Source organism: Marinobacter vulgaris (genome assembly GCF_003344045.1).
GTDB lineage: Bacteria > Pseudomonadota > Gammaproteobacteria > Pseudomonadales > Oleiphilaceae > Marinobacter > Marinobacter vulgaris.
Window position 1 is genome coordinate 29,742 of record NZ_QFWX01000010.1, and the last position, 14,349, is coordinate 44,090.

At 53.8% G+C, this 14,349-nt stretch carries 13 protein-coding genes; all 13 read left to right on the top strand.

Annotated elements, in window-relative coordinates:
- Positions 1 to 34 precede the first annotated feature (34 nt).
- Positions 35 to 1,123, top strand: a complete 1,089-nt coding sequence (gene wecB / locus DIT71_RS17040; protein WP_244312040.1) for a non-hydrolyzing UDP-N-acetylglucosamine 2-epimerase — start codon at positions 35 to 37, stop codon at positions 1,121 to 1,123.
- Positions 1,120 to 2,772 carry a heparinase II/III family protein gene (locus tag DIT71_RS17045; RefSeq protein WP_114614435.1) on the top strand — a complete coding sequence of 551 codons (1,653 nt, stop codon included), beginning with the start codon at positions 1,120 to 1,122 and terminating at the stop codon, positions 2,770 to 2,772. Before wecB ends, DIT71_RS17045 begins: the two co-directional genes overlap by 4 nt.
- Entirely contained in the window at positions 2,769 to 3,971 is a 1,203-nt protein-coding gene (locus DIT71_RS17050; protein WP_114614436.1) for a glycosyltransferase family 4 protein, read from the top strand. The genes DIT71_RS17045 and DIT71_RS17050 overlap by 4 nt, the downstream gene beginning before the upstream one ends.
- On the top strand, positions 3,968 to 4,921 hold the full coding sequence (locus DIT71_RS17055) for a UDP-glucose 4-epimerase family protein (RefSeq protein WP_114614437.1): 954 nt from the start codon (positions 3,968 to 3,970) through the stop codon (positions 4,919 to 4,921). Before DIT71_RS17050 ends, DIT71_RS17055 begins: the two co-directional genes overlap by 4 nt.
- 48 nt (positions 4,922 to 4,969) lie before the next feature.
- A complete protein-coding gene (locus tag DIT71_RS17060; protein ID WP_114614450.1) occupies positions 4,970 to 5,527 on the top strand; it encodes a sugar transferase in 558 nt (185 codons plus the stop codon).
- Positions 5,528 to 5,594: 67 nt separating this feature from the next.
- On the top strand, positions 5,595 to 7,580 hold the full coding sequence (locus tag DIT71_RS17065; protein ID WP_114614438.1) for a polysaccharide biosynthesis protein: 1,986 nt from the start codon (positions 5,595 to 5,597) through the stop codon (positions 7,578 to 7,580).
- Positions 7,581 to 7,665: 85 nt separating this feature from the next.
- A complete protein-coding gene (gene cysC / locus DIT71_RS17070; RefSeq protein WP_114614439.1) occupies positions 7,666 to 8,286 on the top strand; it encodes an adenylyl-sulfate kinase in 621 nt (206 codons plus the stop codon).
- A gap of 6 nt (positions 8,287 to 8,292) precedes the next feature.
- Positions 8,293 to 10,062 (top strand): SLC13 family permease, encoded by a 1,770-nt coding sequence (locus DIT71_RS17075; protein WP_114614440.1) that lies wholly within the window; start codon positions 8,293 to 8,295, stop codon positions 10,060 to 10,062.
- 124 nt (positions 10,063 to 10,186) lie between these two features.
- On the top strand, positions 10,187 to 10,345 hold the full coding sequence (locus DIT71_RS18550) for a DUF4160 domain-containing protein (RefSeq protein WP_114614441.1): 159 nt from the start codon (positions 10,187 to 10,189) through the stop codon (positions 10,343 to 10,345).
- 65 nt (positions 10,346 to 10,410) lie between these two features.
- Positions 10,411 to 11,546, top strand: a protein-coding gene (locus tag DIT71_RS17085; protein ID WP_227538190.1) for an IS3 family transposase whose coding sequence is annotated in 2 segments (ribosomal slippage) — positions 10,411 to 10,693 and positions 10,693 to 11,546 — 1,137 coding nt in all. Because the reading frame shifts where the segments join, the coding sequence is not laid out codon by codon here.
- 141 nt (positions 11,547 to 11,687) lie between these two features.
- On the top strand, positions 11,688 to 11,939 hold the full coding sequence (locus DIT71_RS17090) for a DUF2442 domain-containing protein (protein ID WP_114614443.1): 252 nt from the start codon (positions 11,688 to 11,690) through the stop codon (positions 11,937 to 11,939).
- Between the two features lie 269 nt (positions 11,940 to 12,208).
- Complete coding sequence (locus tag DIT71_RS17095; protein ID WP_114614444.1) at positions 12,209 to 13,627, top strand: MBL fold metallo-hydrolase; 1,419 nt, start codon at positions 12,209 to 12,211, stop codon at positions 13,625 to 13,627.
- Between the two features lie 34 nt (positions 13,628 to 13,661).
- A partial coding sequence (locus tag DIT71_RS17100; protein WP_114614445.1) for a nucleotide sugar dehydrogenase occupies positions 13,662 to 14,349 on the top strand: 688 nt, incomplete at its 3' end.

Below are 14,349 nucleotides of genomic sequence, written 5' to 3' on the forward strand. Positions count from 1 at the left end.
GCTTGTTTTTGGCACCCGGCCCGAAGCCATCAAGATGGCTCCATTAGCGAAAGCGTTGCAGGCCGATGATTATTTTCAGGTCAAGGTAGCAGTAACTGCCCAGCATCGGGAAATGCTGGATCAGGTTCTGGCATTGTTCGCTTTGAAGCCAGATTACGACCTGAACGTGATGAAAGCTGGGCAGGATCTTTACGATATCACCAGTAAGGTTCTGCTGGGGTTACGCGGTGTATTATCAGAGTTCAGACCAGATCTGGTTTTGGTGCATGGAGATACTGCGACGACTTTTGCGGCGGCCCTGGCGGCGTTTTATCAACAGATTCCCGTGGGCCACGTTGAGGCCGGCTTACGCACAGGAGATCTCTATTCCCCTTGGCCAGAGGAGGCCAACCGCGGATTAACCGCAAGGCTTGCCCAGTGGCACTTTGCACCGACCGAGCGTAACCGGCAGGCATTGCTTGCAGAGGGCATCGCAAAAAACAGCATATTGGTGACCGGCAACACGGTGATCGATGCGTTACAGTGGGTAGTGCAGAAGGTGGCCGACACGCCCTCGCTACAACAACAGATTCACGAGGCACTGACTGCTGCCGGACTTGCAGTCGAGCTGACTGAACGGCGATATGTTCTGGTTACCGGCCATCGCCGGGAGAACTTTGGTCGCGGTTTCGAGAATATCTGCAAGGCTCTCAGGGAGTTGGCGGAAAGTAATCCAGACACGCATTTCGTGTATCCCGTTCATTTGAACCCTAACGTTCAGGAGCCGGTAAAAAGGCTTCTTGAAGGATTGACTAACGTGCACCTGATCGAGCCGCTCGGTTATGAGCCGTTTGTCTATTTGATGAAAAATGCCTACCTGGTACTTACCGATAGTGGCGGCGTGCAGGAGGAAGCGCCTGGGCTGGGTAAGCCAGTGCTGGTAATGCGTGATACCACAGAGCGCCCAGAGGCCGTAGAGGCCGGCACGGTACGCCTGGTCGGCACCGGAAGCGGCGTGATCCGTGATACAGTTCAAGAGCTTCTCGATAACGATAACGTCTATCGGCGGATGACTCAGGCCCATAACCCGTATGGGGATGGTAATGCCTGTAGCCGTATTGTGGGTTTTTTGAAGCAGCAATGAATCGCTGGATCCTTCTGTTCCATACCATTCGGTATCTGAAAGCTAAACAGCTTGCCTATCAGGTCTATTACCGATTTCGCAAGCCGCGCTTGAGGAATATTTCCAGGCCTGTTTTGCGAGATGCACTTAAAGGTTGGTATTGGCCAACCTTTCTGGAACCGGCGACAAACGATGGCAGAACCTTTACCTTTCTTGGGCGAACAGCCCGACTTGCAGAGAGCTGGAATGATCCCTCTTTGCCCAAGCTTTGGCTGTACAACCTGCATTATCAGGACGACCTGAACGCTAAAGGTGCGGAGTCTCGGTTTGAGCTTTGTGCGCAAATGGTGGACGCCTGGATTAAGGGTAACCCGCCACTGCAGGGAAATGGATGGGAGCCGTATTGCCTGTCATTGCGGATCGTAAATTGGGTCAAGTGGTTGAGTCGCGTCGAATCGGATCAGGTCAAACCTGAATGGACACGCTCCCTTGCGCAACAGGCCGATGCTCTTGAGCAGCAGCTTGAGTTTCATATACTGGCTAACCACGTCTTTGCTAATGCTAAGGCATTGATTTTTGTTGGTGTCTATTTAGGGAGTGAGCAGGGAGATCGTCATCTAAAGCGGGGTTTGAAACTACTGGATCAACAACTACCCGAGCAATTTCTTGCAGATGGTGGGCACTTTGAGCGTTCTCCCATGTACCAGGGAACGCTGCTTTGGGATCTGGCGGATTTGGCTGCGCTTAGCCGATCTGTGCAATTGAAGGAGGTGAACCAGCGGGCTGGTGATTGGGAACGGTGTTTTGTGAGCGGGGTTGGGTGGCTTGAAACTATGACTCATCCGGATGGCGACATTTCCTTTTTTAACGATGCCACCTTCGGGATTTCGCCCGGGATCGAAGAATTAAAACGGTTTGCCCACACCTTAGGGTTGGCGGTTACGCAAGTGGAGCAGCCTGCGAAGCTTCAGGGGGAGGTGTTGCATAGCAGCGGCTATGGCGTAGTCGACTGGCCGAAGCGGCATCGCCTTTTGGTTGACCTTGCGCCCGTAGGTCCGGACTACCAGCCAGGCCACGCCCATGCCGATACATTAAGTTGCGAACTGAGTCTTTTCGGCCAGCGGGTGCTGGTGAATTCTGGTATCTCTCAGTATGGTGACGATGCGGAACGGCATCGACAGCGTTCTACCGCAGCCCATAACACAGTGGAGCTTGATGGTGAGAACTCTACAGAGGTTTGGGCTGGGTTTCGCGTGGCAAGGCGGGCTGAGCCTTTCAATGTTGCAATGCAACAGGATGAGCACCAGTTGGTGATCCAGGGCAGCCACAATGGATACAGACGCTTACCGGGGAAGATAGTTCATCGCCGGCGCTGGCTTGCACGGAATATAAGCCTGGAAGTAGTAGATGAGCTGGAAGGCCGTTTTCAAAAGGCAGTCTGTCATTGGCATTTTCACCCAGATATTGCTGTGGAGCGTGATGGTGAATCCCGTTTTAAAGTCCGATTACCTTCCGGCCAAGTGGTGCTTATTGAGGTTTCCGGGGGCAGTGCGTACCTTGCTAAGAGCTCTTGGCATCCAGGATTTGGTATATCGATCGATAACCAAAAGCTAATAATTGTCTTTAGTGATCGGAAAGTAACTACACGGGTCTGCTGGAGTTCGGATTGAAAGTTTTACTGCTGACTTTTTATTTCAAGCCCGATCTGTCGGCGGGCTCTTTCCGCAATACTGCTTTTGTCGAATCTTTGCTTAAAAACCTTCCTGAAAAAAGCGAAATTCATGTGGTAACGACTTTGCCCAATCGTTATTCGGGCTTTAGTGCAGAGGCAAGAGAAGAAGAAATTACGCCGGAACTAACGATTAAGCGCGTACCTTTGCCGGCCCATGAGGGTGGCATGGTCGACCAGTCCCGTGCGTTTCTTACCTATGCCAAAGCGGTGAGGGCTTTTGTTAAAGGGCAGGAATATGATGTGGTCTTCGCGAGTTCCTCACGTTTAATGACGGCGGTTTTGGGCGCGCTGGTTGCCCAAAAGAAGGATGCTCGGCTTTATCTGGACATTCGCGATATTTTTGTCGATACCATTAAAGATGTTTTGCCGCGCAAACTGAGCTGGCTGATTAAGCCATTTTTTTGTGCTGTCGAACGATGGACAGTATTGCGGTCGGACCGACTAAATGTGGTTTCGGCAGGGTTTTTGCCCTATTTCGAAACCCGGTACCCCCAAATACCCAAGGTGGTATTTACCAACGGCGTTGATGAAGAATTCCTGCGCTTGGCTCCTGAGGCGAAAACAGCTGAAAGTGTCACTGCGAAGACACCCCGGAAGAAGTTGGTTGAAGTGGTCTATGCAGGCAACATGGGCGAAGGGCAGGGTCTCCATAACATTGTCCCTGCCCTCGCCAAAAGGTTGGAGGGCCGTGCCGTGTTCCGATTGATTGGGGGTGGCGGGCGTTTGCGACAGTTGCAAGATGCGATCGTTCAGGCCGGGTGTGTCAACGTGACGATAGAGCCCCCCGTGGCCCGGGCAGAGTTGATTCAGTTATACCGCCAAGCAGATGTGTTGTTTTTACACCTCAATGATTACGATGCATTCCGTAAAGTTCTCCCTTCCAAGTTGTTTGAATACGGCGCCTTAGGAAAACCAATATGGGCAGGCGTAGCGGGTTATGCGGCTACTTTTGTAAGAGAGAATCTTGACAATGCTGAGGTGTTTTCGCCTTGTGATGTTGCCGAGGCACTGAAGGCTTTTGAGAAACTGTATATGCATGATGAGCCTCGGGAAAGTTTTGTTGCCAGGTTTCGCCGCCAGGCAATAATGGACGAGATGGCTCGGGACCTGGTTGCCGTTGGGGAGCGGCGTTCATGAGCAGGGTATTGGTTACAGGCGCCAGTGGGTTTGTTGGATCATCACTTGTGGAGGCCTTCGCCGGGGCAGGATATGCCGTTGTCGCGCCCGAACGATCGGGCTCAAATAAGGTTGACTTGAATATTGTCAGACCATCGATTGGTAATATTGATAGCCAAACTGATTGGCAAGATGCTCTGGAAGGGGTTGATCTTGTGGTCCACAGTGCCGCTCGTGCCCATGTTATGGCTGAAAAAGAGAATGATCCTGTTGCCGCTTTCCGCTCGGTTAACGTTGAAGGTTCTCTACACCTTGCCAGGCAGGCAGCGTCCGCCGGGGCGCGGCGGTTCGTTTATATCAGTTCTGTCAAAGTGAATGGTGAAAGCACTGAAAATAGGCCACCATTTACCTCCCAGGATACTCCCGCGCCGGAAGACCCCTATGGTGTATCCAAGTGGGAGGCCGAGAAAGGCCTGAAAGCGCTTGCCGGAGAAACTGGTATGGAGGTGGTCATTATTCGACCTCCACTGGTTTATGGGCCAGGTGTAAAAGGCAATTTCCATAGTTTGATTAAGCTGGCTCAATTGCCCATCCCATTACCCCTGGGTGCCATTAAAAATCAGCGCAGCCTGGTTTATCTGGCTAATCTGGTGGACCTAATATTGGTAACTGCAGAACATCCTGCTGCCGCCAATCAGACTTTTATGGTGAGTGACGGTGAAGATGTGTCGACCACGAGGTTGTTGCGGATTCTGCGCGAAGCGTCCGGTCATTTGCCGATGCTGATTCCGGTACCTGACCGCTGGTTCTGGTGGCTGGGCGGCTTGGTTGGAAAAAAAGCCCTCGTGCAGCGCCTTTGTGGATCTTTACAGGTCGATATCTCCAAAACGCGCCAGCTTTTGGATTGGACGCCACCCTTCACCGTTGGGCAGGGCCTGGCTGGTACGGTAAAAGCCGGTATCTGCCGCTAACTAATCTGATTCACCCCTGTGCTTACTGGATGATCTTATATGGCAACCATAATTCGCTTGTTTGACATAGTGTTCGCTTTTGTGGGGCTTGTTTTGGGTTTTCCGATACTATTTTTGATCACCTTTATCGGTTTCTTTGATACTGGCTCTCCGATGTTTCGCCAAGAGCGAGTAGGGCGTAATAAAAAGCCGTTTGTTCTTGTAAAGTTTCGTACCATGAAGAAGGATACCGTCTCCGTTGCCAGTCATCTGGCTAGTGCTAACTCCATTACCGCCTTTGGCTATTTTCTCCGTCGCACCAAGCTAGATGAGTTGCCTCAGTTGTGGAACGTGTTGAAAGGGGATATGAGCCTGGTAGGGCCAAGACCTTGTTTATTCAATCAGGAGGAATTGATTGATGAGCGCGAGCTACGGGGTGTGCTGCGCGCACGTCCTGGCATTACGGGGTTGGCTCAAATCAACAATATTGATATGTCCACACCCCGGCTTCTGGCGAAGACTGATCAGAAGATGCTTGAAAACCTGACGGTGGCAGCTTATTTCAAGTACATTCTTATGACTGTCGCAGGTAAAGGCGCGGGTGACAGGGTGCCTGGTAAAAACTGAGGTTTTGCTCTCCGGTAATCGCATACGAGTGGTGGACTCGATTTTAAGGATATAAGGAAGTTACAGTGTGAAACACGACAAGTTGGCAAAGCATGGAAGTCGTAATCCCGCGATCCGGGCGTTCCTCCAGCTACCAAGGTTTCATAAACGGGTTGTGTCTGTATTGTCGGATGCGTTCTTCCTGTTTTTTGCGATTTGGGCTGCCTATGCATTGCGCCTGGAACAACATCTCTGGTTGCCGAACCAGGAGCAGATGACGGTTGCGGCTATTACCGTTGCATTTACGATTTTTATTTTCATACGCTTGGGGCTTTACAGGGCGGTTATTCGCTATCTGGGTGATAGGGCCTTCCTCACCATCATCTATGGTGTTATTGCCTCCAGTATTTCTCTTATTGTTCTCGGATACTTGTTGCAGGTACTTGTACCCCGTTCTGTACCCATCATCTACGGTGCACTGGCCTTTTTGTTCGTGAGTGGCACCCGTCTTGGTGTGCGGATGATTGTGAATCATCCTAAGCAGCGCGCAAAGGAAGTAGTTGCTATTGTTGGGGCTGGTGAAACCGGCATGCAGCTGGCGTCTGCTCTGGTGCAGGGAACGGAATACCGCCCCGTGGTTTTTGTGACGCTTGACCGAGCTAATCACAAGTCGATGATTAATGGTTTGCCTGTTGTCAGTATCAATCATATCGCCAAGCATCTGCCGAAGCATGGAGTGCAGCGGATTTTGCTGGCACTGGATGAAAATACCCAGATTGATCGCAAGAAGCTGCTCAAACAGCTTGAGCCGCTATCGATTCCGGTTCAGACCGTTCCTTCCATGTCGGAACTTGTAGCTGGCCAGGCAAGAATTAATGACATCCGGGATCTGGAAATTGAGGACCTGCTCGGGCGGGACCCGGTTCGGCCTGATTCTGCCGTTGTGGCCAAAAGTCTGTACCAGAAGTCTGTGATGGTCACCGGAGCAGGTGGCTCGATTGGCTCTGAATTGTGTCGCCAAATCATTCGCCATTGCCCGCGCACGCTGGTGCTGTTCGAACAATCCGAGTTTTCCCTGTATGCCATCGAACGGGAGTTGAGTTCCATCAACCAGATTGAAGGGCTGGAGGTGGAGCTGCACCCGCTCCTTGGCAACGTAAACCATCGGCGCCGCTGTGAAACTGTAATGAGGGCGTTTGGCGTTCAGACGGTTTATCACGCAGCAGCCTATAAGCATGTGCCGTTGGTGGAACACAATGTCATTGAAGGGATCCAGAACAACGTATTCGGCACCTGGCATACTGCGGAGGCGGCCATTGCCGCTGGCGTTGAACGGTTCGTATTGATTTCAACCGACAAGGCGGTTCGCCCAACCAATGTGATGGGGGCCAGCAAGCGGCTGGCGGAGCTGGTGTTGCAGGCGCTGGCGCAACGGCAGCAGAAGACCGTATTTTCCATGGTTCGCTTCGGTAACGTGCTTGGATCCTCCGGTTCTGTAGTGCCCCTGTTCCGGGATCAGATTCGTGATGGCGGCCCTGTTACGGTTACTCACCCGGATATTATCCGTTACTTCATGACCATCCCCGAGGCGAGCCAGCTTGTATTGCAGGCAGGCAGCATTGGCGTAGGCGGCGAAGTGTTTGTGCTGGATATGGGTGAGCCGGTGAAAATTGCGGACCTGGCCCGGAAGATGATTCACCTGATGGGGCTCGAAGAGAAAACTGAAGATGATCCCGACGGTGATATTGAAGTGGTCTTCACCGGCTTACGCCCCGGGGAGAAGCTTTACGAAGAGCTGCTGATTGGTGACGATCCCCAGGGTACTTCACACCCCCGAATCATGATGGCGCGGGAAGTATCTTTGCCCTGGGAGCAGGTTGAAGACTTCCTGAACCTGCTACAGCGCGCCAGCCAGACGTTCGATTGCAGTGCAGTGATTGAGGTATTGAAGAACTCGAAAACGGGTTATGCACCGAATGGCGATCTGGAAGACCTGGTCTGGTGTAACAGCCAGACGAGTGTTACCAAAGCTGAGCATCAGGACGATAAGAAGGTCCGCCGGCTATCAGTGTAGGTCGGATTAGGCGCGGTCGTAATTCGACACCCACCATCTGTTAACCACTACAATTTAAGTATTTTAAAAGCAAGGTTGCTAATAAATGTCTGAGAATATTGTCTGGCATCACCAGAAAGTCACCCGGGCGGACCGGGCCTCCATCAAGAACCAGAGCCCATGCCTGTTGTGGTTTACCGGCCTGAGTGGTTCTGGCAAGTCCACCATTGCCAATGCGCTGGATGTGGCCTTGTTCGAGCGTGGCTATCACACTTTTCTGCTGGATGGGGATAATGTGCGCCATGGGTTGAACAAGGATCTTGGGTTTTCCGATGAAGACCGGGTTGAGAACATTCGCCGCATTGGCGAGGTGAGCAAGCTGTTTACCGATTCCGGCGTGATTGTGCTCAGCGCGTTCATTTCTCCGTTCACCAGCGACAGGCGCCTGGTGCGCAACCTGTTTCCGGCGGGGGAGTTCATTGAAGTGTTCATGGATACGCCGCTTGAGACCTGTGAGGAGCGGGATCCGAAGGGGCTCTATGAAAAGGCCAGGGCTGGCAAGATCAAGCACTTCACGGGTATCGATTCCCCCTATGAGGAGCCGGAGCGCCCGGAAGTTCGTCTGGACACATCGAAGATGTCGGTTGATGACTGTGTGAACCGTTTAATCAGCTACCTGCTGGATCGGCAACTGATCTTTACCCCTTCCCACGCCCCCGGAGCATAAGTCCCTATGGCATGGGAAGCCATTGTTACCCTGCTTACCCTGTTTACGGTTCTTGCGGCGCTAGTGATTACCCGGGTGTCGGCCGATCTGGTGTTGATGGCGGCCCTAGCTTTCTTGCTGATAACCGGCATTCTGGGGCCGGTTGAGGCGTTAGTCGGGTTCGGTAACCCGGGTGTGATTACCATTGCAACGCTTTATGTGGTAGCCGCTGGCCTGAAGGAGACGGGGGCCGTGCAGTGGATTGCGCGTTTGCTGCTGGGGCACCCCAAAACCGAGAAAGGTGCGCAACTGCGTATGCTGGCACCCACCGGTATTCTCAGTGGTTTTATGAACAATACCGCCGTTGTGGCGATGTTTATCCCTGCTATTCAGGACTGGGCCCAACGCCTTGGTATTCCTTCCTCCCGCCTTCTCTTGCCGCTGAGTTACGCCGCCATTCTGGGTGGCACCTGCACGCTGATCGGCACCAGTACTAATCTAGTGGTGGATGGCATGCTGCAGACACGGTTGGGAATTAACCTGGGGCTGTTCGAGCTCGCCTGGGTTGGTGTGCCCCTTTTGCTGGTGGGCGGTGTTTACCTGGTGCTGGTGGCTTCCCGCGTGCTGCCTGACCGCGGTGGTATGAAGGAGGAACTGGAGCAGGTTCGGGAATATGGCGTTGAGGTTGAAGTGGACGCTACCGGTCCTCTGGCAGGCAAGACGGTGGCCCAAGCCGGCCTGCGGGCACTGAATTATGGCTACCTGACGGAAATCGACCGGGACGGCCGGCTGATTACCGCGGTAGAGCCGGACCGGATGCTGCAGGCGGGCGACAAGCTGTATTTTGTGGGAGCGCCGGAATGCGCCAGTGAGCTGCGCCGCATTCAGGGCCTGAAGCCCGCCCAGGCCAGTATCCAGAAGCTGGACCTGGCCAATCATCAGCGCTGTCTGGTGGAAGTAGTACTGGGCCAGGAATTCCCGGCCCTTGGCAAGACGATTCGGGAAAGCCGCTTCCGTACCCGCTTCAATGCCGCGATTCTTTCAGTCTCTCGCGAGGGCAATCGGGTGCCCGGCAAGCTGGGGGATATTACCTTCAAGATGGGGGACACCCTGTTGCTGGAGGCCAGTCATGAGTTTGTGGAGCAGTACCGCTTTCGGCGGGACTTTTTGCTGGTCAGCGGGCTGAACGATTCCACGCCACCGGATTTCCGCAAGGCGCCCCGTGCATTGGTTATTCTGTTGCTGATGGTGCTGGTCAGTGCCACTGGCCTGTTCCAGATTATTGAGGCCGCATTTCTGGCTGCCGGCGCCATGATTGTCAGTGGCTGCATCACCGCCAGCCGCGCCCGCCGCAGCGTGGATTTACCGGTGCTGGTGGTGATTGCCGCTTCTTTTTCCCTGGGCACTGCTATGACGGAGACGGGTGGTGCAGAGTGGGTGGCTACCAGTTTGCTGGGCCTTTTCGGCCCGTTGACGCCGTGGCTGGCGCTGGCGCTGGTTTATATACTTACCGCAGCCTTTACCGAGGCGATTACCAACAACGCGGCTGCGGTGTTGATGTTTCCCATTGCACTGGCGGTGTCCGAGCAATTGGGCGTTAACTTCCTGCCCTTTGCGGTAGCCGTAATGTTCGCCGCCTCAGCCTCGTTCATCACCCCACTGGGCTACCAGACCAACCTGATGGTCTACGGCCCTGGCCGCTACCAGTTCATGGATTACGTCCGCCTGGGCTTTCCACTCAGCCTGCTGGTAGGTGCAACAGCCATCTCCCTGATTCCCTTCGTCTGGGCATTCTGACCGTAGAACGTAGGTCGGATTAGCCGAAGGCGTAATCCGGCAACCATGCAGGTCCCGGGATATGTGGTAAATTTCTTGAAAGCCATATCGGGCAGAAGTGGTTGTTGAAATTTGCGAGGACTGCATGCCAGTAATTTTCAGGTATCAAGGTTTCAAGTTCTTTTTTTACTCGAATGAAGGTAATCCGCTAGAGCCAGCTCATATTCATGTTCGTGCAGCGGGCAAAGAAGCAAAGTTCTGGCTATCGCCTTCAGTATCTTTGGCGCGCAATGATGGTTTTTGAAGTGGACCCCAAAATTTGGACAGGTGCCTAAGCTCTGATTCATCATCTCCACAGGGAGGAGAATCATGAGCAAGAAACGCAAACAGTACAGCGCATCGTTCAAGTCCAAAGTCGCCCTGGCAGCCCTCAAAGGGGACGAGACCACCTCCGAGATTGCTGCCCGATTTCAGATTCACCCGACCATGGTCAGTACCTGGAAGCGCGAACTGCTGGACAATGCTCCCGGCCTCTTCGAGGGTAAGAAGAAGTCCGCCAAGCAATCCGATGAGCCCAACACCGATGAGCTATACCGCGAGATCGGCCGACTGACGGTGGAGCGCGATTTTTTGTCGCGCAAGCTCGATCAGTAAGCCGTCAACGCCGGTTGGCGATGATTGAGCGAGGTCATCCCCAGGTCAGTATTGTGCGTCAGTGTGAGCTGCTCAAGCTGAGCCGCTCATCGGTGTATTACGTCCCTCGTGAACGCTGTCAGGAGGACCTGAATCTGATGTATCTGATTGATCAGCAGCATCTGGAAACGCCGTACTATGGCTCTCGCAAGATGCGTGTTCACTTGCAGCACCAGGGCTGCCGGGTCAACCGGAAGCGGGTGCAACGGCTGATGCGCACCATAGGCATTCAAGCCGTGTACCCGCGCCCCAGAACCAGCATTCCGGGCGATGGGCACAAGGTCTACCCGTACCTGCTCAAAGGGCTGCGAATCGATCGGCCTAACCACGTCTGGGCAACTGGTATCACGTATCTTCCGCTGGCCCGAGGCTTCATGTATCTAGTTGCTATCATCGACTGGCATAGCCGCAAGGTACTGTCCTGGCGAGTCTCAAACACAATGGACACCGATTTCTGTATCGATGCCCTGGAAGAGGCTCTTCAGCGCCATGGAACGCCGGAAATCTTCAATACCGATCAGGGCGTCCAGTTCACCAGTGAGGCCTTTACAGGGGTTCTCAAAGAACATGACATCCGGATCAGCATGGACGGCAAGGGCTGCTACCATGACAACATCTTCGTGGAGCGGCTCTGGCGCAGCGTCAAACACGAGTGTGTTTACCTCACCGCCTTCGAGAACGGACACCACTTGAAACAAGCGCTTAGCCGGTACTTCCGGCACTACAATCAGACACGGTTCCATGAGAGCCTTGATTACCAAACACCGCATGAGGTGTACTACCAGCAACAACCATTGACCTTGGCAGCTTGAGCCGAGTACACAACAGAATCAGAGCTTGGTAACACCATCAAGCTGTCCAACTGATCGGGTCCACCTCATTTGATGCCCGAACGATTCGGGTATTGTTGGAAGTAACGGAACAAAATCAGAAGCTGTTAGAGGATGCATGGCATGACTATTTCGCCTGAAAAAGCCTGGTTTGATGAGGACAATCTCTGGGTCATGCTTTCGGACGGTCGCACAATAGGTGCTCCGCTGGCTTGGTTTCCTCGTCTGCTTCACGCTGACAAGAACGCCCGGGATGACTTTGAGCTGAGCGTGCATGGCATTCACTGGGATTCGCTGGATGAGGACATCAGCGTTCAGGGCTTGTTGGCAGGGCAGGGCGATCAAACACATTCCAAGCGCGACCACGCCGCCTAACAGTCCTGGGGGCTGGCCCGGCGGTAGGTATACCTTTTCTTTGGAAAAAGAACTCGTTTCGCTCAAACACCTTTTTCTGGCAGAAAAGGTACCACAACCCCCGGGCCGATTTCGGCTTCGTGGGCGACTTTTGCATTTGTCGGATTACGGCCCGGGGGCCTAATCCGACCTACGGGGGTATTGTCAGCATTGGGAGTTGTAGGTCGGATTAGCCGAAGGCGTAATCCGACAAGCACCTGGAGAACAGTGTTTAAATAACAAGGAAGGTTATGACGATCGACATAAAACACCACGGAGCGGTGACAGGCGTAACCGGTTCCTGCCATGAACTGGTTGTAGGCAACTCCGGCATTCTTGTGGATTGCGGGTTGTTTCAGGGTGAGGAAGCCGGTAATGGCGCTACGGCCTCAGATCTTTCCATTGATTTTCCCATCGACCACATCCGTGCGCTTGTGGTTACTCACGTGCACATCGACCATGTAGGGCGCATACCCTATCTTCTTGCCGCCGGGTTTGAGGGGCCGATTATCTGTTCGGAGCCTTCGGCCATCATGCTGCCGGAGATTCTTGAGGATGCGCTGAAGATCGGCTTTACTCGAAACCGCTCACTGATTGAGCGGGTGTTGGGGCTGATTCGGGCCCGGCTTGTGCCGGTGCCTTATGAGCAATGGCATTCGGTGTTTGACGATGATGGCGGGTCGCTCTCCGTGAGGTTGCAGCGGGCGGGGCACATTCTGGGTTCGGCCTATGTGGAATGTGAAGCTGAGAGCGATGGCGAGTTTGAGCGGCTTGTGTTCAGTGGGGACCTTGGTGCGCCCCATGCGCCGTTGCTGCCGGCGCCCCAGCCGCCGGAGCGGGCGGACCGGGTGGTGATTGAGAGTACCTACGGCGACAGGGACCATGAGAGCCGTGAAAACCGCCGGTATCGGCTCAAATCAGTGCTGGAGCATGCGCTTGCGGATGGCGGGACCGTGTTGATTCCAGCGTTCAGTATTGGGCGGACGCAGGAATTGTTGTACGAGATTGAGAGTTTGATCGCGGAGTTTGGTAAGGGGTCTGACCCCTCGGGGTCAGACCCCACAACTACTGAGATCTGGAATACCCTCGAAATCGTCGTCGACTCTCCCCTCGCCGCCACCTTCACCCGAATCTACCGCGATCTCAAACCCTTCTGGGACGCCGAAGCCACCGAGCTGGTCAGCCAGGGCCGGCATCCACTATCGTTCGAGCAGCTCACCGTCATCAACTCCCACGACGACCACCTGAACGCTGTCGACTATCTGGCCAAATCCCACCGCCCCTGCGTGGTGTTGGCTGGTTCCGGGATGTGCGCCGGCGGCCGTGTTGTGAATTATCTTAAGGCGATGCTGGCGGATCAGCGCAATGATGTGCTGTTCGTGGGCTACCAGGCCAAAGGCACACCGGGGCGGGATATTCTGACCTATGGGCCACGGGGAGGCTGGGTGGAGCTGGATGGTGAGCGTTACGACATCCGCGCCCAGGTGCATCAGGTAGGCGGTTACTCTGCCCATGCGGGGCAGTCGGATCTCGTCCGTTTTGTGACCGGTATTGAGTTGCCTCCCTCGGAAATACGGATTGTGCACGGGGATGCCAGTGCCAAGGAATCGCTGAAAAGCCAATTACATTCAGTTGGGCTGAAGGGGATAATGATTCCCGGTTTGGCCTGAACCAGTTATTTGTCATTAAAGGATTGTTTGAATCATGAAAAAAATCGCCGTAGTCGGCCTTGGATATGTGGGCCTGCCGTTGGCAGCAGCGTTCGGGGAAAAGCGCGAGATTGTCGGCTTTGATATTAATGCCAAGCGCATCGCCGAATTAAAAGACGGTGTGGATTTTACCCGTGAGGTTTCCGGAGAAGAGCTGGCGGCGTCAAAGGGATTGTCCTTTGCCGATTCTCTGGAAGGTATTCGCGACTGCCAGATTTATATTGTGACGGTGCCTACGCCGATTGATGAATTCAAAACCCCGGATTTAACGCCGCTTGTTAAAGCCAGTGAGAGTGTGGGCAAAGTACTCAAGCGTGGTGATATTGTTATTTATGAGTCCACGGTTTATCCCGGTGCCACGGAAGAGGTGTGTGTTCCTATCCTTGAGAAAGTCTCCGGCCTGGTTTTCAACCAGGACTTCCATGCAGGATACAGCCCGGAGCGGATTAATCCCGGCGATAAAGAGCACCGTGTCACCACCATTAAAAAGGTGACTTCGGGGTCAACACCGGAAATCGCCACAGAAGTGGATGAGCTTTATGCGGGTATTATTACCGCCGGTACCCATAAAGCCAGCTCCATCAAAGTGGCCGAAGCGGCGAAGGTAATTGAGAACACCCAGCGTGATTTGAACATCGCGTTGATGAATGAGTTATCGATGATCTTTTCAAAGCTAAAAATCG

Excerpts from the sequence above, each read along its gene's own strand:
- wecB (WP_244312040.1), top strand. The coding sequence starts at position 35 with ATGGCTCCATTAGCGAAAGCGTTGCAGGCCGATGATTATTTTCAGGTC.
- DIT71_RS17045 (WP_114614435.1), top strand. The coding sequence starts at position 1,120 with ATGAATCGCTGGATCCTTCTGTTCCATACCATTCGGTATCTGAAAGCT.
- DIT71_RS17055 (WP_114614437.1), top strand. The coding sequence starts at position 3,968 with ATGAGCAGGGTATTGGTTACAGGCGCCAGTGGGTTTGTTGGATCATCA.
- cysC (WP_114614439.1), top strand. The coding sequence starts at position 7,666 with ATGTCTGAGAATATTGTCTGGCATCACCAGAAAGTCACCCGGGCGGAC.
- DIT71_RS17075 (WP_114614440.1), top strand. The coding sequence starts at position 8,293 with ATGGCATGGGAAGCCATTGTTACCCTGCTTACCCTGTTTACGGTTCTT.
- DIT71_RS18550 (WP_114614441.1), top strand. The coding sequence starts at position 10,187 with ATGCCAGTAATTTTCAGGTATCAAGGTTTCAAGTTCTTTTTTTACTCG.
- DIT71_RS17090 (WP_114614443.1), top strand. The coding sequence starts at position 11,688 with ATGACTATTTCGCCTGAAAAAGCCTGGTTTGATGAGGACAATCTCTGG.
- DIT71_RS17095 (WP_114614444.1), top strand. The coding sequence starts at position 12,209 with ATGACGATCGACATAAAACACCACGGAGCGGTGACAGGCGTAACCGGT.